Source organism: Natrinema limicola JCM 13563 (genome assembly GCF_000337475.1).
Taxonomy (GTDB): domain Archaea; phylum Halobacteriota; class Halobacteria; order Halobacteriales; family Natrialbaceae; genus Natrinema; species Natrinema limicola.
Map to the genome: position 1 here is coordinate 41,176 of NZ_AOIT01000016.1, position 20,523 is coordinate 61,698.

The following is a 20,523-nucleotide window of genomic DNA, read 5'->3' on the forward strand; positions in this document are numbered from 1 at the left end:
AATAGGGGCCCGACGCACAGTCTCAGTGATGGCCAACTGATAGCACAGACACACAATGAACGAACTAGTGCGTGCGCGAGAGAGCAAAGCGGGACGGCGCAGAATGGGACAACGGTATAGACAGCGTCGACGCCGAACTGGACTGAGCAACGCCTTTGCGTATTGCTGGTGGCCCTCGACACGGACGATAACGGGTGCTCGACACCGATCCACATCGCCAGTGCAATCGCGACGGAACACGTAACCGATGAGTGAGTCACACACGTTTCAGGCGGAGCCAGCACAGATCCTGTTGGTCGAAGACAATCCTGGCGATGTCCGCCTGACCACGGAGGCATTCGAACAGGGGCAGATCGAAACCGACCTGCATGTCGTTTCCGATGGGAGTGAGGCACTTTCGTTTCTCTCACGGGACGGTGAGTACACCGACGTACCACGTCCGGATCTCGTTTTACTTGATCTCAATCTGCCGGGGAAAGACGGCGAAAACGTCCTCGAGGAACTCAAAGACGATCCCACACTCCGGTCGATCCCGGTGATCGTCCTGACGAGTTCGAGCGCCGACGAAGACATCGCCAGATCCTATGAACGCCACGCCAACGCGTATCTGACGAAGCCAGTCGATCCCGACGAGTTCAGCCAGACGGTCCGTGCCTTCGAGCAGTTCTGGTTCTCGGTTGTCCGGTTACCACCGGCGGAAGAGACCTCATGAGCGAAACGAATACCCAACCCAGCGAGGAGACGAACGCAGCGGCAGACGAGGCGCTTCAGGTCCTCCTGATCGAGGACAATCCTGGTGACGCCCGCCTCATTCAGGAGATGCTCCACGAGACCGACGAACTCGCAAAGCGGGTTCGTCTTGGCGAGGTGTCCGGGCGGACACCCGAAATTTCATGCGAGACGCGCCTCGAAGAGGCCCTCGAGACCCTCGCGGACGAACACATCGACATCGTTCTTCTCGATCTCAATCTCCCTGACAGCGAGGGACTGTCGACACTCGAGACGACCCATGAAGTATCGGAGACGCCGATCGTCGTCCTGACCGGCGTCCGCGATCAGCAGATCGGCGTCAAGGCGATCCAGCGCGGTGCCCAGGATTTCCTCGTCAAAGACGAGGTGACGAGTGAACTCCTGATTCGGACGATCCACCACGCGATCGAGCGGGCCCGCCAACAGCGGGACCGCCGTCAGCAGCGCGAGCAACTCGAGGCGCTCAACCGGCTGAACCGAATCGGCCACGATATTACCCACGCGGTGATCACGACTGAGACGCGCGCGGAACTCGAACAACAGGTCTGTGACCGACTGGCCGAATCCGACGCCTACCGGTTCGCGTGGATCGGCGAGGTCAACCCGGGCAGCGACCGCGTCTCCCCGAAGGCGGCGGCCGGCGTCGAAGACGGCTACCTCGACGAGATCGAGGTCACCGTTGACGAAAACAAAAAGAGCGGACAGGGGCCAGCGGGCACGGCGATTCGAACTGAGCAGGTTCAGGTGATGAACGACGCTCGAACCGATCCCAAATTCGAGCCGTGGCGAACGCAGGCACACGCCCGTGGCTATCTCTCGTCGGCAGCGGTCCCGATCGTTTACGAAGACCTCGTCTATGGCGTCTTGTGTATCTACTCTTCATCATCACGTGCGTTCAGGGAACCCGAAACGGCTGTTCTCGTCCGTATCGGCGACGTCATCGCGCACGCAATTACTGCCATCGAGCGCCGGGATGCCTTAGTCAGCGACGCCGTCATCGAACTCGAGTTTCGCGTCGAAGCACTCGCCGAACCCCTGGTCGAACTATCGGTCTCCGAAGGCTGTACGATCACGCTCGAGCAACTGATCAGTGGTGACGAGGCGCTTCTGGCGTTCGGTTCGGCACGGGACGTCTCCCACGATGCGTTTATCGATGCTGTCGAGCGAACCGACGGCATCAGCGACATCCGAATCCTGACAAGCAGACGCGACGAATTCGAGTTCGAACTCGTTGCACCGACGGCTGTCTCCCTGTTCGAGACGATTGCGACCCATGGCGGCCGCGTCGCTGGAGCGACGATCGACGATGGAGAGTTTCGATTCATCGTCGAACTCCCGCGCGGCCGAGACACGCGCCAGATGATCGAACTCATCAAAGACCGGCGTGACGACGTTACCTACCTCGCCCAGCGGACGACCGAACGGAGCGAACGCGGCGAGACCCATACAGTGTCCGTTCTCGAGGACGAACTCACCGAGAAACAGCGGGCCGCAATCGAGACGGCCTACTTCGGTGGCTACTTCGACTGGCCCCGAGAGAGCACTGGCGAGGAAATCGCCGATCGGTTGGGCATCGCACCGGCGACGTTCAACCAGCACCTCCGGACAGCCGAGCGGAAGTTCTTCGAATCGGTGTTCGGCGAGTAGTGGTCGGCGTCGCGGTCGCTAGCTTCGCTCGAGCGCGTTTTAAAAACGAGGAGTCTGTTTACGCTGCACCGCGAGGTTCGGTCGCGGGCGGGGTCACGTCTTCGACTGGCCGGGACGCCATCGCGACGGAGACCATCGAGAAGCCGGTCACGAGAAGACTTACGCCCACGAGCAGCCCGATCGCCCAGGCTGCCGTGGCCGGGAAGCCGGCCCAGAGGAGGCCAGCGAGGACCAGCGAGATAACGCCGCTGACGGCGATCGAGAGCCGTCCCGGGGCCGATCCCATCCACAGCGCCATCCCCAGTTCGACGATACCGTCGACGAAGAGGTACGCCACGAGCACCAGCGTCAGGGTAACGAGCGCGACAGCGGGCGCTGCGAGGACGGCCAGCCCGGCGAGTACCGAGACGATCGCAAGCGTGACCTGCCAGAGCGAGCCACGCCACCCGCGTGCCGTGAACGCGTGAACGCCGTGGACGACCCCGCCGACGACGAGAAGTGCGCCGAGCACGATCGATACCGAGAGCCCGGTGACGACCGGAGCGGCAATCGCGAGGAGGCCGATCAGCCCGACGATCCCACCCGCGATCGCGAGCGGCCGCCAGTCGTTCTCGAGGGAGACCCCCTCGGCGTACGTGGTGTCTGCTGTTTCACTGCTCATTATATTCACCACTACTACGTACGTCGTGTGTGTATATAACACAATTCTACGGTTTGACAGTAGCTCACGGGCACAGACCAGTCCGAAACGGGGACGAACGGCGACAGCAGATCGACTCACAACAATCGAACTCGGTGGTCGTCGAACCACGGCGACTATCCCGACGGGTGTGATACCTCGAGCCGTGACAGACGATCGCGACGACTATCGCACGTGTGACCTCTGTGGCGAGCGAGTGCCGGCGGCTGTCTATCACGAGCACCTGCTCAAGTCGTGTCCCGGTCGCTGAGACTGCAAGCGAGGTCGGGGATCGATCACACTCGAGTCGGTTACTGCTCTTCGACGTGGCGAATCTCGCAGGCGATCCCGCGCGTGCTCTCGGCCATTTCGCGGCCGAACATCTCGGCGCGGCCGACGGCGAAGGCCTTCGGTCCCTCGACGATCACCTCGTCGCCGACGCGGATCTCCTCGTCGGCGTCGACGACCCCCGGCGCGAGCACGCTGCCGTGGGGGACGAAGCCATCGATCTCGACGCGCTTGACCGGCGCATCGCTTGCGAGCCAACGCTTTGCACCCTCGAGCGTAAATGACAGTGTGCCATACTGGGGCACCATCGTCGCGAGCTGGGTGTCCTCGCTGTCTCGAACCTGAATCTTCGGGTACCGGCTCGTGGTCTGGATGTCCACGAAGAGGGCATCGCCAGCGCCGTCACCGAGCAGGTAGTCAGCGATGGCACGGACGGTGTTGTGCTCGCGCTCGCGTTTGGAATACTTGAGTTCCCCCGACAGCGCCTCGGAAAGGTTCGCAAGCGACTGGTCGTCGGTCGGGTGCTCGTCGACGGTGTACGTGACGTCGAGATCGAGTCGTTTCTCGACGCGCTCGACGATGTCGCGGTAGCCCTCGTCGGGAACGTGGGCGATGATCTTCGGGTACTCGTTGCGCTCGAGATAGCGCCGGAGGACTTCGCTGACGAACTGCTTTTCGTCTTCCGACCAGCGACCCGTTACCACGGTGTCGTAGTGTTGGGCGGGATAGGTCGTCTCGAGTTCCTGCGGGACGACGCCGATGGGGCTGGTCATCGAGACGAGGTGACCGCGCCACTGGATGACGTCGTGGAACTGGCGGTGGCTCTGGGACTCGCTGTAGGGCTTGGTAGCCGAACAGGGCACGAGCACGAGCGGATTGTCGAACCGGTTGCGATACCGCGTCGTCACCCGGTCGGCAAAGCGCTGGATCTCGACCCGGCGAAGCGTGTCCTCGGTCGCCGCGTCGATCTGGGCGTCCCGCAGAATCGGCGTTCGTTCCTCGAGATAGCCCCACTGCGAGTCGAGTTCGCGCATCGCGGCAGTGAGCCACTGGTCGTGACGTGCCTGCCCCTCGATGTAATCCCGAAGTCGACCGTCCCGGATCCGCCGACGGACGATCGCTAATTCGGCTTCGAGAGCGTTTCGGTTGTGTTCGGCACAATCCTCGCGGGTAAACTCCTCGCGAGGCTGTTGGCAGGTTGGACACGAGCAGGGCAGTTCGTCGAGATCCTCGAGGAAGTACGCCTCGTCGGTCGTGAGATAGCGGCCTTCGGTTCCTTTGACGACCGCTGCAGTCGCGTCGAAGAGGTCGACACCGGCATAGGCCAGCAGCGCGACGTTTCGCGGCGTCGCGACGCCGGAGAACAGCAGGGCAGTGTCGGCGGGGATCGCCTCGCGAACGTCGACGACGGCCTCGACGAGTGCCGCGCCGTGGCCCATCACCGACTGAACGTTCGAGAGGGCATAGGCGTCCGTGCCGTGGTCGTCGACGTGCTCGCTCGAGACGACGGCGACGCTCGGGTAGTCGACGTCGGGGACGTCGACAGCGAAGGATTCCTGGACCTCCATGGCGGTCCCGCCGGGGAACGCCCGGTGGGGAAGGATGGTCAGTGTCGACTCGTCGCCGTCGGGAATCTCGCGGGACTGCCTCCAGAGCGAGCCCCCGTCTTCGAGGACATCGTCGACGAGTGCGGGCGTCGATCGTGGCGAGGACAGACGGAGTTCGCCCACGCGCGCGGCCCCATCGCGCTCGTGTACTTCGAAATAGTCGGTCATACTCGATATGACCGTGGCGGGCGAAAGAGGTTGTCGATCGCACGTGAGGACTCGATCCGGAAAGCTATTGACTACCATGCCCGTGTCTCTATCGATCACTGATAGTCCGAACTAGAATCTAATAGAAAAACTTGGGATATTAACCGTTATGGCCGTTCAAAATTCAGCGGCCCCTATAGCGCTAACAGCTGGCCGGATGACGGTATCGGAGAACAGCGACACCGGCAGTCAAACTGGACGAGTATTCTCGGTTACTGTTATTTCGGGAATTGGACCACATCTTGTTTATTGGTCGCTAGCCAACGCCCCGTATGAACGTCCCAACTGTCGGTGCAGATGACGACCGACGTATCACCCGTCGAACGGTCTTGGGCGGCGTGGGTGCTGCCTCTCTCGCAACGCTTGCCGGGTGTTTCGGTGGGAGTGGGAACGGTGACGGGTCCGAGTCGGTCCCCGATCCGATCAGTATCGACGAAGGGAAAGAGTGTGATCAGTGCGGGATGATCATCGGGAACTATGACGGACCCGCCGGCCAGTCCCACTACGAGGATCCGACAGCACTTGAGGAACTTGACGAAGACCGCCCGGCACAGTTCTGTAGCTCACTCTGTACGTACATGTTCACGTTCAATCACGAGTCCGAACCGCAAGTAAGCCACTTGACGGACTATTCGGCCGTTGAGTACGAGGTCGACACAAGCACTGCTCAAACTACCATTTCCCGCCATCTCGAGGCCGACGCGTTCGGCGACGTGACGGAACTCACGATGGTCGCAAACAGTGATGTCAAGGGAGCGATGGGTGAGTCTATCGTTCCGTTCAGTGACGCAGACCAGGCCAACGAGTTCCAGTCCGAATACGGTGGCGACATCTACGAGCACAGCGAAATTACGCAGGAACTCGTCAGTTCGATGATGTCCGGAGGGATGTAAGCGCGGCCGCTTGCTTCTGATCGATCGCGTTCGATACTCCAACACCGTTCTGGTTTCGATAGACTAGTACCGAACGTCGAGGCACACCCGATCGCACGGCTGCTGTGCGATCGGTATGTGAACGTTTTTATTCGCTCCGGAAACGCTAATACGTCTCTGATGGCCGTCTAGCGGTTCAGGACCCACGTCGCGATCCCCAGCGACGTGGCCGTCCAGACGACGAGGCTCACGAGACTCGCGATCGGTGATGCGGCTGCCGGCCCGGTCCCTGACGCGACGACGATCGCACTCTCGAAGACGAGCCCTCGGTATGCGCTCAGCGGACTGAGCGCAAGCGCATATACGAGGCTGCCGTCGCCGATCGATCCAGCCGAAAACCCGTAGACGAGCGCCAGATCGAACCCGACAAGCAAGACGACGAGCGCGACGACTGACAGCGCGATCGCACTCCGTGTCCCACTGACGACGGCCGAAATCGCGATCGCGATAGCGAGGACCGTCAACGCAAAGAGGATCGTCAGGACGATGAACCGACCGAACAGGATCGGCGAATCGACGCCGGAGTGTGACGCATAGAGGGTCCGCCCCTCCTCTTCAGCGACGAAGACGAGTAGCACGGTGACGACGAGCGGAGCCACGATCGCAGTGAGCAGACCGATCGCTCGCCCGACGTAGACGCCGGCAACGATCTCACGACTCGAGACGGGATACGTCTTCAGGACGTCGAGTTCGCCACGCTCTGCGTCGCCGAGGATCGCGCGATAGCCAAACGCGATAGCGACGACCGGAACGAGCAACTCGAGTGGGGTAAGCAGGTCGACCAGCGTCGGGACGTATCCGCCCTGGACGCTCCCGCTGACCGAGCTAATCCCGAGTACGACGGCGGCAAAGGCGAGCGTGAGGATGAAAAACGTCCGCGTCCGGACGAGCGTCCGGAGTTCCCGTCCGATGATCGTCCTGAGGATGTGTCTCGGGCCGGGTGCGGTCGACTGCGAGCGACCGAACTGTTCGGTGGGCCGGTCGCGGGTGGAGTCACTCGGCGTGTTCACGTCGCCGCTCATGCGTGATCACCCACGACCTGCACGGTATCGCGGTGGCCGCCGACGGCGTGCTCGTACACTTGTCGCAGGGAGCTGCCACCCACTCGAGCCCGAACGTCGGCGATCGATCCTTGTTCGGCGACGCGGCCGTCGGCGAGGATCAGCAGGTCGTCGGCGACCTGCTCGACGAGCTCTAAGTCGTGAGAGCTCAACAGGACCGCGATCCCCTCGTCGGCGAGATCGGCAGCGACGTCGAAGACGTGCAACCCCATGCTCGGATCGAGCCCGCTGCCCGGCTCGTCTAAGATGACGATCGGTGGGTCGCCGATCGTCGCCTGTGCGATGCCGAGCAACCGAGTCATCCCGCCGGAGAGGGCTTCGACCGGTCGGTCGGCTGCGTTCTCGAGGCCAACCCGCTCGAGTTGGGCCATCGCGTCGGTCTCGTCGTCGCCGACGAGTGACGCGTAGAATTGCAGCGTTTCGAGTGCAGTAAAGCCGGGCCGAAACGCCGGATGCTGAGGGAGATAGCCGATCTCCCGTGCGGTGTCGGGGCCGTTGTAGGTGATCGTCCCTGCCGTCGGCTCGTGGAGGCCGGCGAGGTCGCGAATCAGCGTCGACTTGCCGGCCCCGTTTGGGCCGATCAGGGCCGTTACCCGGCCGCATTCGATGGTCACAGAGACGTCTCGGAGTACGGAGACCGTCCCGTAGTCGTGGTCGATACCGGTCGCCTCGAGAAGGGGTGTCGTATCAGTCATTGCTCGTCGTCCGCGTCAGTTCGTAGCAGGTCCAGGCTTCGTCTTCCCACTCGGTCTGGGAGAGCAGGTCGGGGTTGTTCGGTTCGCAACTCGGTGCTCGGTCGACGATGCTCCCGGTTCGCATGCCGGGGACCGACCCCTCGAGTCCGGCGAGGGCTTTGAGTGCGGGTGCTCGGGCGAGCGTCGGTGTCCCGTCGGTGCGGTGGAGTCGGCTGTCGGTGGGATCAGTCGGTGAGTATGACATGTCGGACTGGTCGCCGTTCGCGATACCGGCGGCTCCCTGCCAGTAGTTGCCATTGCCGCTATGGCTCCAGATGCGGAGCGGACCGGACATCGCGGTAGCGTGGACGTCGTTGCCGACGAAGTCGTTGTTGACGACGCGGTTCGTCGGTAACATGGCGCTTGCCTCCGCGCCCACGTCGTTGCCGGCGATGACGTTGTGTTCGTAGATCGACGACGTCGAGGCGATGCGGAGTCCGAGGTCGTTTCCTTCGGCGATGTTGTTCGCGACGTAGTTCGCGCTGCCGCCCGGACTGAGGGCGTCTGCCGCGTCACGGACCGTGTTTCCGACGACGGCGTTGCGCTCCGGTCCGGTCATGATGACGATGCCCGTGTCTGCCTGTCCGCGGAGGTCGTTGTCCGTCATAAGGCTATCGCCGGTATGCATCAGATGGGTACCGAGGAAGTTATCCTCGATCGTGTTCGAGCGGACGATCGTCTCCGGCGAGCGATAGAGATAGATGCCGTTTCGTCCGCCCGTGAACGTCGAGTCTTCGATGACGGTCGGCGACTGGAACAACAGGACGCCGGCGAGACCAGACATGGGATCGTCCGGACCCGACACCGTCACGTTTCTGATGACGGCGTCGTCACTCTCATAGACGATGATGCCGCTTGCCGGTGTGTCGATACTGACGTTCTCGATCCGGAGGTCGGTGGCGTTGTACGCCGAGATTCCGGCGTCAGTTCCGGCGTAGTACTGCAGGAAGGAGGCGTCCCACGACTCCTCGTTGATGTCGACGGGGAGGTCGCCGGCCTCTCGTGTCACGTTGCCGACACCGGTAATGTCGACCCCGCGAACCGCGACTCGCTCGCCGGTGACGGTGACGACGGAGCCGTTTCCGTCACCGCGAAGCGTCACGTTCCCCTCGCCAGCGAGCGTGATCGGTTGGTCGATTTCGATTTTCTCCTCGTACGTACCCTCGGGAACGACGACTGTCGTGTTCGCCGGTGCCTGATCGATCGCGTCCTGAACGGAGTCTGTGTCTTCGCCGACGACGATCGAGGTCGGCCGATCGAGCTGTCCGGACGTGTTGTCGATCCGTGCGTCCGCCTGTTGCTGCCGGTCGGTCACGCGGTCACGGGCGACTGCCGCGTCGTCGCGGTCGAACGATTGCTCGAGGACCGACTCCCAGTCGTGGACGGTGCCGCCGTACTCGTCGGCAAACGCCTGTGCGTCTTCGCGATCCCCGAAGGGGACGACGGTGTCACCGGCCGGCGTTTGTGCCTCACTGCCAATGACGAACGATGCCGTCTCGGCGTCGGTCCACCTGGGCGTCGACTCGGGGACCGGGTAGCCGTTCTCGTTGAGTTCGACACCGGTCTCGCTGTAGTCGGAAACGTAGACCGTCAGCGGATAGCCAAACCGCTGTTCGTGTGCGGGCTGGCGCTGCTGATCGACGAACGTCTCGACGCCGTAGTAGCCGACGACGTACTGATACTGCGAATAGAAGACCTGTGCGCGCGGGAGGTCGACCTCGTCGGAGAGTGCGTACTCGGACTCGAGGGTGAGTCCGACGGTCACCGTATCGTCGAAGGCGACGGGATCCGGCGAGGTCGATCCCACGTCGACAACGAACAGCCCGACAGCACCGAGCGCAACGACGAGGAGAAGACCCAGAAAAACGGTGCTAAGAGAGCGGTCGATCACGGTCGCCCGTTCGCTTCCACGGGAAATATATCGTCTGGTTTATTCCTCGAACCGACTGTCAACTGTGCTGACAGTCGCTACGCCGACTCGAGGTACGTCGCCGTCGCGGACGTGTGGCCACGATTGAACGAGAGGATCTTGATCCTGATCACGTCCGTCACCGCACAACTGTCGGGGACATCCTCGACGAAGACGACGAATCCCTCGATCTTGCCGACCGCCCGGCGCTCGCCGGAGTGGTGATCGGTGAACTCGCGGATCGCGACCGTCTCGACGTCGCCGATGTCGACTGGCGGCTCACGTTGTTGAGCTTCCTGGTGACGTTTCCGGGACTGTCGCTCTCCCGCGGAGCCACCGCGGACGCGGGTGAACAGCCACGAGCCAATCAGGAGGGCGACGAACGCACTAACAGCAAGCGTTTCGGGGCCGGGATCGAGCATACCCCAATCGGTCGACGCCTCGCTATTCGGTGTTCCGATCCGGGATGACGGGTCGCACTACGCCGCAGTGAGATCGACCAGCGCAACGTCGTCGGGGACGCGCTCGAGGATAGCCGCGGGCCACCCGTCGTGAGCGAGCGTGATGTCGGCGTCCGGATTCACGTCGACGAGTCGGGCGACGCCATCGGCCGCGGCCGCGAGAGCGGCGCGATCCGTCCGATCTGGAACCTCGGCGGTCAGCGGATAGCTCTTCGAGAGCGCCCGCGGGAAGGGGCCAAAGGGCGGTTCGACGCGCCAGGAATCGTCGTACTCGTCGCCACGCGGCGCGTCCCCCTCAGTCAGCAGCAGGGAGTCCGGCACCGACAGCCGCTCGAGGCGGTCGTGATGGCGCACGACTTCCGGTCGGCGCGCGCTCTCGTGGGAGGTGTAGAAAAACGAGCCCTTCGAGACGGGGTCCGAGTGCTCGAGTTGGGCGGCGTGATCGAGCAGGGTTCGATAGCCGTCGAGCATCGTCGGGTGGGCGCGAGCGCGCTGTTCGACGAGTTCCAGGAGGTTGCCGGCGCGGATCGCCTGCTTGATCCGGCGGATCTCGGCGAACGTGACGTGAAGGTTGTGGGCGGCCAGTTCCGACTCGCGTTCGTCGTCGGGCAGCGCGCGAAGGTCGTCAGGCGAGTGGTCCGTACAGACGGCACACGAACAGGGGAAGTAGTCGATCTCCTCGAGCGCTTGGGTGCCCCGAACCGTCAGATACCGGTCGTCGCGGGCGTAGAGCGCGTAGGCCGCCGAATCAAACAGGTCACAACCCATCGCGACCGCGAGCGCGAACATCATGGGATGGCCGGCACCGAAGAGGTGGACGGGTGCATCGGCTCCCAGGCCGCGTTTGGCAGCGGCGACGACATCGACCACGTCGTCGTAGCGGTAGTCGTTCATCAGCGGGACGACTGCGCCGACCGGGAAGACGTCGAGGTCGGTCCCTTCCGCGTGGCGGCCCGCTCGCTCACGGAGGTCGGGATACGTCGAGCCTTGCACTGGCGCGCTGACGAGCATCTCGCCCGTGTCGACGTCCTCGGCGATCTCGAGTCGCTCCTGGGTGGTCTCGAGTTCCCGTTCGGCCTGCTCGCGGGGGACGTCCGGCGGGGTTGGAATGTCGACGGGTGTCGCGATGTCGGAGCCGATCTCGTGTTGGAACTCGAGAATCTCCTCGGTCGTCACGGTGATCTCGCCATACTCGGAGAGTTGGAAGGAGCCCGAGTCGGTCATGATCGCGCCCGGGAAATCCAGCATGTCGTGGAGTCCGTCCGCGAGGGCGCGTTCACGGAGGTCGTCGTCGCCGTGGATGATATAGGAGTTCGTGATGAGGATCTCGGCACCGAACTCGTCGGCGAGCCGGCGGGGGCTGATCGTGTCCAGATTCGGGTTGATTACCGGCAACAGCGCCGGGGTTTCGACGGTGACGTCGGCACGGGGGACGGAGAGTTCGCCGATCCGCCCGCCGGCGTCGGTATCCCGGATTTCGAAGCACTCACGCATTGCGTTGCCGTTGGGCGGTCGGACGTAAGACGTGACGGTTTTCGACCCGCCGAACGCGAGTTACTGGCGATCCCCTGAACGTCGACACGAGGGGAGACGAAGGCGCTTTACGCGCTGGCCCGCTTGCGTCTCCTAATGAGCAAACCCACGCCCGACGTCTACGAGCAGGGCAAGGGCATGGACGCCCACAACAAGGTCATGCGCGAGATCCGCTCGCGCAAGGAGGCCAGCTACGATCCCCACGAGCCGACTCGCGTCTGGCTCGACGAGGACAACACCCCCGACGGCGTCAAGACGAGTCTGACGATCATTCTCAACACCGGCGGCTGCCGGTGGGCCCGCGCCGGCGGCTGTACGATGTGTGGCTACGTCGCCGAAAGTGTCGACGGTGGCTCTGTCAGCCACGAGGCGCTGATGAACCAGATCGACGTCTGTCTCGAGCACGAGGCCGAGAACGGCGACGAGCCGGCCGACCTCATCAAGATCTACACCTCCGGCTCCTTTTTAGACGAGCGCGAGGTCGGTGCCGAAAGCCGCCGGGCGATCGCCGACACTTTCGCCGACCGCGACCGCATGGTCGTCGAGTCGCTGCCCGACTTCGTCGACCGCGAGAAGATCGCCGACTTCACCCAACACGGGCTCGACACCGACGTCGCGATCGGCCTCGAGACGGCGACCGACCGGGTGCGCCACGACTGCGTGAACAAGTACTTCGACTTCGCGGACTTCGAGGACGCCTGCGCCGAAGCCGCGGCTGCCGACGATGCGGCAGGCGACGATGCCGATACGGGGATCAAGGCCTATCTGCTGATGAAGCCGCCGTTTCTCACCGAGTCAGAAGCCGTCGACGACATGATCTCGTCGATCGAGCGCTGTGCCGACGTCGAGGGCTGTCACACCGTCTCGATGAACCCGTGTAACGTCCAGCGCTACACGATGGTCGACGAACTCTACTTCAACGACGGCTACCGGCCGCCGTGGCTCTGGTCGGTCGCCCACGTCTTAGAGGAAACGGCCGACGTCGACGCAATCGTCGTCTCGGACCCGGTCGGCCACGGCTCCGATCGCGGGCCGCACAACTGCGGGGAGTGTGACGATCTCGTCCAGAAGGCGATCAAGGACTTCGACCTGCGGCAGGACCCGTCGGTCTTCGAGCAGGTGTCTTGTGAGTGTGAACTGACCTGGGAGACAGTCCTCGAGCGCGAGCGGAGTTTTAACCAGCCGCTGACCCGATAAGGCAGACGGCAGCCGACGGGGGGCCACGCATTTTGCGCTCGGTCGGGAACTGGCGGCCATGGCACGCCCGTCGCTGTGGAACTATCTCAACGAACTCGAGCCTACGCTGTTGGTCCTCGTCGGGTTCGTCCTGTTCGTTTTCCCCGAACCCGCAACCTCCGCGTTCGGCGCGGGGCTCATGCTCCTCGGTGCGAGCTGGTGGGTCTACGAGTGGGGGGTCGGTAGCGTCGCTGTGAGCAGACTCACCGGTGGTCGTCTCGCTCGAGAGCGGTAGGAAAAGCGCTGTTACAGCGGTCGCTGTTCCGTTACGCCGACTCGAAGCCGCGGAGTACGCCCTGGCCGTCGGTCGAGCCGACATCGGGCAAGGTCACACGTTCTGGGTGGGGCATCAACACGGCGACGGAGTCGCGGTCGCCGAGGATGCCGGCGATGTCGTGTTTCGAACCGTTCGGGTTCGCCTCGGGACTCGTCTCGCCGTTCTCGTCACAGTAGCGAAAGAGCACGCGGTCGTCGTCCTCGAGTTCGGCCAGTCGGTCGTCGCTGATCTCGTAGCGGCCTTCCCCGTGGGCGATCGGAACCTCGATGACGTCCCCCTCGTCGTACGCTTCGGTCCAGGGCGTGTCGTCGCGTTCGACACGCAGGTAGACGTGCTCACACTGGAAGCGCGCGCTTTCGTTGGTCGTAAACGCGCCCTCGGTGAGATCGGACTCGCAGCCGATCTGGGCACCGTTGCAGACGCCGAGGACGGGCACGCCGTCGGCCGCGGCCTCGCGGACCTCCGCCATGATCGGCGAGCGGGCCGCCATCGCCCCGCCGCGGAGGTAGTCGCCGTAGGAGAACCCGCCGGGAAGCACGATTCCCGTCGTCTCCTCGGGGAGGCCGTCTTCGTGCCAGACGATTTCAGCGTCGATGTCGAGGTACTCGAGGGCGCGTTCGGCGTCGCGGTCGCAGTTCGAGCCGCCAAAGCGAATGATTGCGACGGTCATCTACCGTTCAGCGACCTCCACGTCGTAGTCGTGAATGGTCGGGTTCGCCAGCAGCCGTTCGGCCATCTCGTCGGCACGCTCGCGCGCGTCGTCCGCGGAGTCGGCCTCGAGGTCGACCTCGAAGCGGTCGGCCGATCGCAGCGCCTCGAGTTCGAAGCCGAGCCGTTCTAAGGCTCGCTTCGTCGTCTCGGCCTCGGGGTCCAGCACGCCATGTTTGAGTCGAACCGTCACCGTCGCGGTGTAGGCGGTCATTACCTGATACCCCGTAACCGTGCTCAAAAACGCTTTCGCCTTGGCTCCGTAATGCACGTTCGTGGATACTGGTGCTCGGACACCGGTGGAAGGCCTGTCTCTGTCTCGTGATCCAATCGACGGTCGGCCACCGGCTCGCGCCGATCGGCGACGCCTGCGCGACGGCGTTTGACCGCAAGCTGACCGCCGAAAGGCTGCCTCGGTGCCTCGATTCAGGTCATAATCGATCAGCTGACGTGAGAATGCGGGCGTTTCTCACTCGTCTCCACGGAAAGCAGGACTTTTAGCCGTTCGTGGACTTGATCCGTCGTGATGACCCGACATTCGCTCGAGCGGAGGTGGCAGCGTTGACGACCGACGTAACCGAAATCACGGTGATCGGAGACGATGATACCGGGCTCATCGCCCGTGTGACGAGCCTCCTGTTCGAGCGCGGGGTCAACATCGAAGACCTCGATCAGGCGGTTCGCGACGGCGTCTTCCGGATGTATCTGGCCGTCGACACTTCAGAGATGGTCTGTACCGAAGGGACGCTTCGGTCGGACCTCCACGACCTCGGGGACGACCTCGGCCTCGACGTACAGGTTCGGTTCCCTTCCGATCGCGAGCATCAGCAGATCGCCGTCCTCGTGACGAAAGAGAGTCACGGTCTCGAGGCGCTGTTCGAGGCCTGGGCTAACGACGAACTCGGTGCGGACATCGGCGTGGTCATCGGCAACCACGACGATCTCCAGCCGCTTGCCGAACACTACGACGTGCCGTTCCACGACATCGGCAACGAGAACGGCCAACAAAACGAGGACGAACTCCTCGCGCTCCTCGAGGAGTACGACGTCGACCTGATCGTCCTCGCGCGGTACATGCGCATTCTCAGCCCCAACGTGGTCTTTCGCTACGAGGATCGCATCATCAACATCCACCCCTCCCTGCTGCCGGCGTTCCCGGGTGCGGAGGCCTATCGACAGGCGATCGAGGAAGGCGTTCGAGTCGCCGGCGTCACTGCCCACTACGTCACGACTGACTTAGATCAGGGGCCGATCATCACCCAGCGCGCGTTCGACGTCCCCGACGACGCCGACGTAGATGAGATGAAACGCCGCGGCCAGCCACTCGAGGCCGACGCCTTACTCGAGGCCGTCCAACTACACTTGAACGGCGATGTGTCGGTCCACCGCGGCCGAACCTCGGTTCGAGAGAACGGCACCGAGTATCAGCTCGGTCTCCCCGACGAACTCGAGGAGTTCACGCCTGACCGGCCGATTGACGGCATCGGCAGTGCGGTTGCTGAGGACCACTGATTGCTGTACCACGTTTTGGTGTTCGGTTTGCTGCTATGGCACAGTGACAGCAACCGGTCTCAGTCCGACGCCGCCGATTCCCAGCACTCGAGACACTCGTCGCTACAGAAGTGACGATATACGACAGCCCCGTCTTCGATGGTCGTCACGACGCGCCGTTCGGACGACGGCTCCACTGACCACCCACACTGTCGACACTCGGGTGGCTCCTCCTCGAGCGAGTCGATCATCGGCTGACAGATGGGATGATCCCCACTTGAACGACCCTATTTATCGGACACTCGGTCGTGACTCGAGGCGTGTGGAAAGTGGGCAGCAGCCTTATCGCCGTCAATGTCGAACTATGGGTTGGTATGGCACAACAAGAAGTTCAAGAGGAACTATCCGTCGATCAGTACACGCTCGGCCTCGTTGGGCCGGATCAGGAGTGGGCGGGTACCGTCGCGGACGGCGGGACGATCGAGACGTATACGCCACCGGGCTGCTGGGGGCCGATGATTACACCCGAGTTTCACGGGGGCCACGAAGTCACTCGTCCGGTACGCGTTGAGGGGGCATCGGTCGGTGACGCCGTCGCGATCCACATCCGGGACATGACGGTCACGAGCATGGCCACGAGTACGGGCTCGATGGCCGAACGCGAGGACGCCTTCGGCGACGATCCGTTCGTCGACCACCGCTGTCCCGAGTGTGGCACCGAGTGGCCCGACTCGATCGTCGAGGGCACCGGTGAGGACGCGATCAGGTGCGCTGAATGCGGCGCAAACGCGTCTTCCTTCGGCTTCGAGTACGGCTACACTGTTGCCTTCGACGACGACCACACCGTCGGAATCACCCTCGACGAGGACGGCGCACACGACCTCGCCGAAGACGCCGCCGAAGTGATGGACATCCCCGAGAACTCCCGCCAGCACCCCATCCTGCTGTACGAACCTGGCGAAATGCCCGGCACGCTGGGACGGCTGCGCCCCTTTATCGGAAACATCGGGACCACACCACCGGTCACGATGCCCGACTCACACAACGCCGGCGACTTCGGCCAGTTCCTCATCGGAGCCGACCACGACTACGGCCTCGCAGACGAGGCCGACCTCGAGGCACGCACCGACGGCCACATGGACATCCCGCAGGTCCGGCCAGGCGCGACACTCATCTGTCCCGTCAAGGTCGACGGCGCGGGGATCTACGTCGGCGACCTCCACGCAAACCAGGGCGACGGCGAACTCTCCTTGCACACGACCGACATCAGCGGCACGGTGCGAATGGACGTCGAAGTCATCGAGGGCCTCGAGCTCGACGGGCCGATCCTGCTCCCTCCCGAGGAGGACCTGCCCTTCATCAGCAAACCCTACAGCGACGACGAACGCGACGCCGGCCGCGATCTCGGCGCGGAACACGGCGTCGACGTGGAAGAAGACATGGGACCGATCCAGGTGGTCGGCTCCGGCGCGACGGTCAACGACGCCACGCAGAACGCCTTCGACCGGGCGACCGACCTGCTCGACATGAGCGAGGGCGAGGTCCGCTCGCGGTGTACGTTCACCGGCGGCGTCCAGATCGGACGGCTCCCCGGCGTCGTGCAACTCGACATGCTTGCGCCGCTGGCCGTGCTCGAGGAGCGCGGTATCGACCACCTGGTCCGCGACCAGTACGGGCTCTAGGCTCGCCGGTTCGCCGTTATTCTCGAGCGCCGCCCTGAACCGCAGGAACAACTGTCAGCGATGCACCCTCCGGCACCCGCGTGACGAGGTCGATGCGCTCGCCATCGAGCGAGACCCTGACGCTCGGTCGGAGTTGGTCGCCGTCGTAGAGGTACTGCTCAGCGCGCGGATACGCGTCGACGAGCGCCGCGATCGCGTCTGCGACCGTCCCGCCGGCCCACTCGAGCGTGACCGTCTTCGCGCCGGTCGCGCTGCGCAGGGGACCGTATACGGTGATTGTGGTCTCCATGGGGGAGAGTGGCCGTGGACGGACAAGAGCGTGTCCACGCCCCCGTCGGCGACGCCCGAGGGGTGGTGGCCGCCCCTATCTTTCTGCGAGGAGGATGTCACTCGTCGCCCGGTGCAGTGTCAGCATCAGTGGCTGACGCCATGTCCGGCCGACCGACCCACGTCGACGAGAACGCCGACATGGCGGCGAACGCGATCATCGCGAGGACGAACAGCGCCACCATAGCGCCAGCGGCAGTGGCAATACCGGTGGTGAGACTGAACGAGACGATACTCGCAGCGATTCCACTAGCGGGTATCATCTGTACTCGGACGGCTGTTCTCGAGCCTTCCATATGAGGGTTGCTGTCCGTTGCCGTCGGAGAAAACGAGACACTCTCGAATCGGCTCGAGATCACGGTTGCCCGTGGCGGCGACCGGGACGCGGTTTAGAGTCGCTGGACCGCCCCGACCGCACTCGAGAGTGGCGGCGCGTCGAAGAACGCGTTGTCGGTGTAGGCGTTCGCGCCTGCACAGTACATGTCGCGGGCGGTCTCGAGGACTTCCTCTGTGAGCGGGTCGGGAGCCTCGTCGCAGAGCGACTTCCAGTCAGCGATGTCTTCCTGTTTTGCCTCGGCTTTCGCGGCGTCGACGGCTTCGACCCAGTCGGGCTGGGTGCGCTTGTGGTACTGGCGCAGAACCTCCTTCGAGAGTTGGGTGCCCTCGTAGCTAAAGCGGTTCTCGTCGAACGTGCCGACGACGTCGGCGACGCGGATCTCGCCCTGATAGTAGAGACACTCGATCTTGCCGTCCTCGTGGACCAGACCCGCCGACTCGGCCTGCTCGGTGATGATTCGGTTGACCTCGCGGGCGACCGCCTCGAGGTCGTCGATCGCGGCGACGCCGGCGATGGCGTCGGCCTCGTCACGCTCGAGGTAGCGGTCGCTTTCCTCGTATTTCGTGGAAAACTCGACGATCGGCTCATCGAGGTCGACGGCTTCGTCGGGCCAGCGTTCGAACTCGAGGTCGTGGTCTGTGGGATCGGTCCGACGGCGCAGACTCGAGCCGACGGGAACCCGGTTGCGGAAGACGATCTCGAGCGGAATCAGGTAGTTCTCGCCGGCTGCCTCGTGGTAGTGGTCGTAGTCGTATTCACGGCCCTCGTGGGGCAGATCCGGCACCTGCGTGAGATCGATGGCCATCTCCCAGGGTGGATGGGACGCCTCCTCGAGCGGGACGACGTCGCCGTTCTCGACGACACCGCGGTAGTGGGTCGGGACGCCCTCGGACTCGAGCAGTTCGAAGTTGAACGCGCCCATCGTACAGAGGGTTGCGCCCTTCTGTGGGATCTGGTCGGGCATTTTCCCCCAGTCGAACACCGAGTAGTCGTCGGTGAAAACAAAGGATCCCCGGCCAAGCTCCTCGGCGGTCGCGTTCTCCTCGATGCGGAACTCTTTGACGCTCGTCATGCGAGACACCCCAGCACGTGTCCGTCGCCGCAGTTCATATCCAAGTTGGGGTGGCCGGACGGTAAGAAGGTTTCAGTATCGTGTTGCCCACCGGCGATGCTATCGCCGGAACCCGACACGGGGACCCCCGCGAACAGGCACACTACCGGATCCATCACCCTTTTCTCGCTGTGCAGGCATTGCTATGCCGATGGAGCGACCGGTGACCGAGGCCGACCTCACGTTCGAACACGTTCCCGAAACTGACCAGTCATTCGAGAACGCGCTGGCGAAGGCACGCAACGGCGATCGACTCACAGTTGACGACGCCATCGAATTGCTCACCACGGGGACCGACAGCGAGGGGATCGTCCGCCGGCGCAAGGAACGCGTCCTCGAGGCAGCCGATCGACGCCGCGCCGAAGAAGTCGGCGAGGAGGTCACCTTCATCGCGAACCTGAATAACAACGTCACGACGGCCTGTAACGTGGGCTGTCTGTTCTGTAACTTCAAAGACGCCGCCCACACGTTCGAACGCGAAACCGAGATCGAGACCGCGGGCTTTACGAAAACGCCAGCGGAGTCACGCGAAATCGTCGCCGACGCCGTCGAGCGCGGCATCTACGAGGTGACGTCAGTGTCTGGACTCCACCCTGCGTTCGCGCTCGACGACGACCACCGGGAACTCCTCGAGACCCATCCGAACCCGAAGGAAATCAACTACAAGCCACCTGAAGCGTACGAGACCAGCCCTGGAACCTATACGGACCAGATCGCTGCGATGAGCGTCGACGACGTCCACGTTCACTCGATGACTCCCGAGGAGGTCTATCACGCCCGGCGGGGCACCGACTGGGACTACGAGGAGGTTTACAGCCGGTTGAAAGACGCGGGACTCGATACGGTTCCCGGCACCGCCGCGGAAATCCTCGTCGAGGAGGTCCGCGAGGTGATCTGTCCCGGCAAGATCAGCACCGACGGCTGGCTCGAGGCCATGGAAGCCGCCGCGTCCGTCGGCTTCGACATGACGGCGACGATCATGTACGGTCACGTCGAGAACGAGGCCCACCGCGCGATGCACCTGCAACGCGTTCGGGACCTGCAGGACCGGACCGGTGCGATCACGGAGTTCGTCCCACTGTCCTTTATCCATCAGAACACGCCGCTGTTCGAACACGACGTGGTCGCCGGTGGCGCGAGCACCGACGAGGACGAACTGATGATCGCCGTCTCGCGGCTCTTTCTGGATAACATCGAGCACATTCAGTCCTCGTGGGTCAAGTATGGCGACGAGCACGGGCTGAAGCTGCTCAACTGCGGTGCCGACGACTACATGGGAACGATCCTCTCCGAAGAGATCACCAAGCGCGCCGGCGGCGGCTACGGCGAGTTCCGATCGTTTGCAGACTACGTTGAAATGATCACCTCGATCGGCCGGGTTCCTGTCGAGCGCTCGACCGACTACGAGACGCGGCGGGTCATCGATCCGGACGAGCCGCCCTTTGGCCCGCAACTCGGACCGAACGCGGATGGAACGCCGTTGCTGACTCGCGAGGAACGCGAAACGCGGGCGAGCCGATCCGCCAAGTGAGGTTCGTAGAGGCGC

Annotated in this window: 21 protein-coding genes; 8 read left to right on the forward strand and 13 right to left on the reverse strand. The window is 63.5% G+C overall.

The window, feature by feature from the left end:
- The first annotated feature begins 247 nt into the window (after positions 1 to 247).
- Positions 248 to 712 carry a response regulator gene (locus C476_RS01990; protein ID WP_008009336.1) on the forward strand — a complete coding sequence of 155 codons (465 nt, stop codon included), beginning with the start codon at positions 248 to 250 and terminating at the stop codon, positions 710 to 712.
- Entirely contained in the window at positions 709 to 2,397 is a 1,689-nt protein-coding gene (locus C476_RS01995; protein ID WP_008009337.1) for a bacterio-opsin activator domain-containing protein, read from the forward strand. Before C476_RS01990 ends, C476_RS01995 begins: the two co-directional genes overlap by 4 nt.
- A gap of 58 nt (positions 2,398 to 2,455) precedes the next feature.
- Here C476_RS01995 and C476_RS02000 read toward each other — a convergent pair whose 3' ends face one another.
- Positions 2,456 to 3,058, reverse strand: coding sequence for an HdeD family acid-resistance protein (locus C476_RS02000; protein WP_008009339.1), 603 nt, complete (start codon positions 3,056 to 3,058; stop codon positions 2,456 to 2,458).
- Positions 3,059 to 3,387: 329 nt separating this feature from the next.
- Positions 3,388 to 5,139 (reverse strand): archaeosine synthase subunit alpha, encoded by a 1,752-nt coding sequence (arcS, locus tag C476_RS02005; RefSeq protein ID WP_008009343.1) that lies wholly within the window; start codon positions 5,137 to 5,139, stop codon positions 3,388 to 3,390.
- Positions 5,140 to 5,450: 311 nt separating this feature from the next.
- On the opposite strand from arcS, the gene C476_RS02010 reads away from it, so the two are divergent.
- The gene (locus C476_RS02010; RefSeq protein WP_008009346.1) at positions 5,451 to 6,071 is read left to right on the forward strand and encodes a nitrous oxide reductase accessory protein NosL; all 621 of its coding nucleotides are present in this window, start codon (positions 5,451 to 5,453) and stop codon (positions 6,069 to 6,071) included.
- 167 nt (positions 6,072 to 6,238) lie between these two features.
- Here the strand turns inward: C476_RS02010 and C476_RS02015 are convergent, their stop codons facing one another.
- From C476_RS02015 to tgtA, 5 genes are all read right to left on the reverse strand, one after another.
- Positions 6,239 to 7,132, reverse strand: coding sequence for an ABC transporter permease (locus C476_RS02015; protein ID WP_008009348.1), 894 nt, complete (start codon positions 7,130 to 7,132; stop codon positions 6,239 to 6,241).
- Entirely contained in the window at positions 7,129 to 7,866 is a 738-nt protein-coding gene (locus C476_RS02020) for an ABC transporter ATP-binding protein (RefSeq protein WP_008009349.1), read from the reverse strand. Before C476_RS02020 ends, C476_RS02015 begins: the two co-directional genes overlap by 4 nt.
- Positions 7,859 to 9,796: a NosD domain-containing protein gene (locus tag C476_RS02025; protein ID WP_008009351.1), complete on the reverse strand. Its 1,938-nt coding sequence runs from the start codon at positions 9,794 to 9,796 to the stop codon at positions 7,859 to 7,861. Before C476_RS02025 ends, C476_RS02020 begins: the two co-directional genes overlap by 8 nt.
- A gap of 77 nt (positions 9,797 to 9,873) precedes the next feature.
- Complete coding sequence (locus tag C476_RS02030) at positions 9,874 to 10,236, reverse strand: TRAM domain-containing protein (RefSeq protein WP_008009353.1); 363 nt, start codon at positions 10,234 to 10,236, stop codon at positions 9,874 to 9,876.
- Positions 10,237 to 10,293: 57 nt separating this feature from the next.
- Positions 10,294 to 11,769, reverse strand: a complete 1,476-nt coding sequence (tgtA, locus tag C476_RS02035) for a tRNA guanosine(15) transglycosylase TgtA (protein ID WP_008009355.1) — start codon at positions 11,767 to 11,769, stop codon at positions 10,294 to 10,296.
- A 135-nt stretch (positions 11,770 to 11,904) separates the two neighbouring features.
- On the opposite strand from tgtA, the gene C476_RS02040 reads away from it, so the two are divergent.
- Complete coding sequence (locus C476_RS02040) at positions 11,905 to 13,005, forward strand: archaeosine biosynthesis radical SAM protein RaSEA (RefSeq protein ID WP_008009357.1); 1,101 nt, start codon at positions 11,905 to 11,907, stop codon at positions 13,003 to 13,005.
- Between the two features lie 58 nt (positions 13,006 to 13,063).
- Complete coding sequence (locus C476_RS02045; protein WP_008009360.1) at positions 13,064 to 13,279, forward strand: hypothetical protein; 216 nt, start codon at positions 13,064 to 13,066, stop codon at positions 13,277 to 13,279.
- Between the two features lie 31 nt (positions 13,280 to 13,310).
- Here C476_RS02045 and purQ read toward each other — a convergent pair whose 3' ends face one another.
- Positions 13,311 to 13,991, reverse strand: coding sequence for a phosphoribosylformylglycinamidine synthase I (gene purQ / locus C476_RS02050; RefSeq protein ID WP_008009363.1), 681 nt, complete (start codon positions 13,989 to 13,991; stop codon positions 13,311 to 13,313).
- Positions 13,992 to 14,243, reverse strand: a complete 252-nt coding sequence (gene purS, locus C476_RS02055; protein ID WP_008009364.1) for a phosphoribosylformylglycinamidine synthase subunit PurS — start codon at positions 14,241 to 14,243, stop codon at positions 13,992 to 13,994. It lies immediately after the preceding gene.
- Between the two features lie 338 nt (positions 14,244 to 14,581).
- Between purS and C476_RS02060 the strand changes: the two genes are divergently transcribed.
- Positions 14,582 to 15,541 carry a formyltetrahydrofolate deformylase gene (locus tag C476_RS02060; protein ID WP_008009366.1) on the forward strand — a complete coding sequence of 320 codons (960 nt, stop codon included), beginning with the start codon at positions 14,582 to 14,584 and terminating at the stop codon, positions 15,539 to 15,541.
- A gap of 59 nt (positions 15,542 to 15,600) precedes the next feature.
- Here the strand turns inward: C476_RS02060 and C476_RS18825 are convergent, their stop codons facing one another.
- Positions 15,601 to 15,771 (reverse strand): DUF7576 family protein, encoded by a 171-nt coding sequence (locus C476_RS18825; protein ID WP_008009368.1) that lies wholly within the window; start codon positions 15,769 to 15,771, stop codon positions 15,601 to 15,603.
- A 123-nt stretch (positions 15,772 to 15,894) separates the two neighbouring features.
- Here C476_RS18825 and C476_RS02065 point away from each other — a divergent pair, with 123 nt between their 5' ends.
- Complete coding sequence (locus C476_RS02065) at positions 15,895 to 17,202, forward strand: acetamidase/formamidase family protein (protein WP_008009370.1); 1,308 nt, start codon at positions 15,895 to 15,897, stop codon at positions 17,200 to 17,202.
- Positions 17,203 to 17,218: 16 nt separating this feature from the next.
- On the opposite strand, the gene C476_RS02070 is transcribed toward C476_RS02065, so the two are convergent.
- The 3 genes from C476_RS02070 to C476_RS02080 all read right to left on the reverse strand — a co-directional run bounded on the left by C476_RS02070 (position 17,219) and on the right by C476_RS02080 (position 18,938).
- Positions 17,219 to 17,491 (reverse strand): MoaD/ThiS family protein, encoded by a 273-nt coding sequence (locus tag C476_RS02070; protein ID WP_008009372.1) that lies wholly within the window; start codon positions 17,489 to 17,491, stop codon positions 17,219 to 17,221.
- A 97-nt stretch (positions 17,492 to 17,588) separates the two neighbouring features.
- A complete protein-coding gene (locus tag C476_RS02075; protein WP_049911541.1) occupies positions 17,589 to 17,792 on the reverse strand; it encodes a hypothetical protein in 204 nt (67 codons plus the stop codon).
- Between the two features lie 126 nt (positions 17,793 to 17,918).
- A complete protein-coding gene (locus C476_RS02080; protein WP_008009375.1) occupies positions 17,919 to 18,938 on the reverse strand; it encodes a phosphoribosylaminoimidazolesuccinocarboxamide synthase in 1,020 nt (339 codons plus the stop codon).
- 190 nt (positions 18,939 to 19,128) lie between these two features.
- Between C476_RS02080 and cofH the strand changes: the two genes are divergently transcribed.
- Positions 19,129 to 20,508, forward strand: coding sequence for a 7,8-didemethyl-8-hydroxy-5-deazariboflavin synthase subunit CofH (gene cofH / locus C476_RS02085; protein WP_008009377.1), 1,380 nt, complete (start codon positions 19,129 to 19,131; stop codon positions 20,506 to 20,508).
- The last annotated feature ends 15 nt before the right edge of the window (positions 20,509 to 20,523 follow it).

Excerpts from the sequence above, each read along its gene's own strand:
- C476_RS01990 (WP_008009336.1), top strand. The coding sequence starts at position 248 with ATGAGTGAGTCACACACGTTTCAGGCGGAGCCAGCACAGATCCTGTTG.
- C476_RS01995 (WP_008009337.1), top strand. The coding sequence starts at position 709 with ATGAGCGAAACGAATACCCAACCCAGCGAGGAGACGAACGCAGCGGCA.
- C476_RS02000 (WP_008009339.1), bottom strand. The coding sequence starts at position 3,058 with ATGAGCAGTGAAACAGCAGACACCACGTACGCCGAGGGGGTCTCCCTC.
- arcS (WP_008009343.1), bottom strand. The coding sequence starts at position 5,139 with ATGACCGACTATTTCGAAGTACACGAGCGCGATGGGGCCGCGCGCGTG.
- C476_RS02010 (WP_008009346.1), top strand. The coding sequence starts at position 5,451 with ATGAACGTCCCAACTGTCGGTGCAGATGACGACCGACGTATCACCCGT.
- C476_RS02015 (WP_008009348.1), bottom strand. The coding sequence starts at position 7,132 with ATGAGCGGCGACGTGAACACGCCGAGTGACTCCACCCGCGACCGGCCC.
- C476_RS02020 (WP_008009349.1), bottom strand. The coding sequence starts at position 7,866 with ATGACTGATACGACACCCCTTCTCGAGGCGACCGGTATCGACCACGAC.
- C476_RS02030 (WP_008009353.1), bottom strand. The coding sequence starts at position 10,236 with ATGCTCGATCCCGGCCCCGAAACGCTTGCTGTTAGTGCGTTCGTCGCC.
- tgtA (WP_008009355.1), bottom strand. The coding sequence starts at position 11,769 with ATGCGTGAGTGCTTCGAAATCCGGGATACCGACGCCGGCGGGCGGATC.
- C476_RS02040 (WP_008009357.1), top strand. The coding sequence starts at position 11,905 with ATGAGCAAACCCACGCCCGACGTCTACGAGCAGGGCAAGGGCATGGAC.
- C476_RS02045 (WP_008009360.1), top strand. The coding sequence starts at position 13,064 with ATGGCACGCCCGTCGCTGTGGAACTATCTCAACGAACTCGAGCCTACG.
- purQ (WP_008009363.1), bottom strand. The coding sequence starts at position 13,991 with ATGACCGTCGCAATCATTCGCTTTGGCGGCTCGAACTGCGACCGCGAC.
- purS (WP_008009364.1), bottom strand. The coding sequence starts at position 14,243 with ATGACCGCCTACACCGCGACGGTGACGGTTCGACTCAAACATGGCGTG.
- C476_RS18825 (WP_008009368.1), bottom strand. The coding sequence starts at position 15,771 with ATGATCGACTCGCTCGAGGAGGAGCCACCCGAGTGTCGACAGTGTGGG.
- C476_RS02065 (WP_008009370.1), top strand. The coding sequence starts at position 15,895 with ATGGCACAACAAGAAGTTCAAGAGGAACTATCCGTCGATCAGTACACG.
- C476_RS02070 (WP_008009372.1), bottom strand. The coding sequence starts at position 17,491 with ATGGAGACCACAATCACCGTATACGGTCCCCTGCGCAGCGCGACCGGC.
- C476_RS02075 (WP_049911541.1), bottom strand. The coding sequence starts at position 17,792 with ATGATACCCGCTAGTGGAATCGCTGCGAGTATCGTCTCGTTCAGTCTC.
- C476_RS02080 (WP_008009375.1), bottom strand. The coding sequence starts at position 18,938 with ATGACGAGCGTCAAAGAGTTCCGCATCGAGGAGAACGCGACCGCCGAG.
- cofH (WP_008009377.1), top strand. The coding sequence starts at position 19,129 with ATGGAGCGACCGGTGACCGAGGCCGACCTCACGTTCGAACACGTTCCC.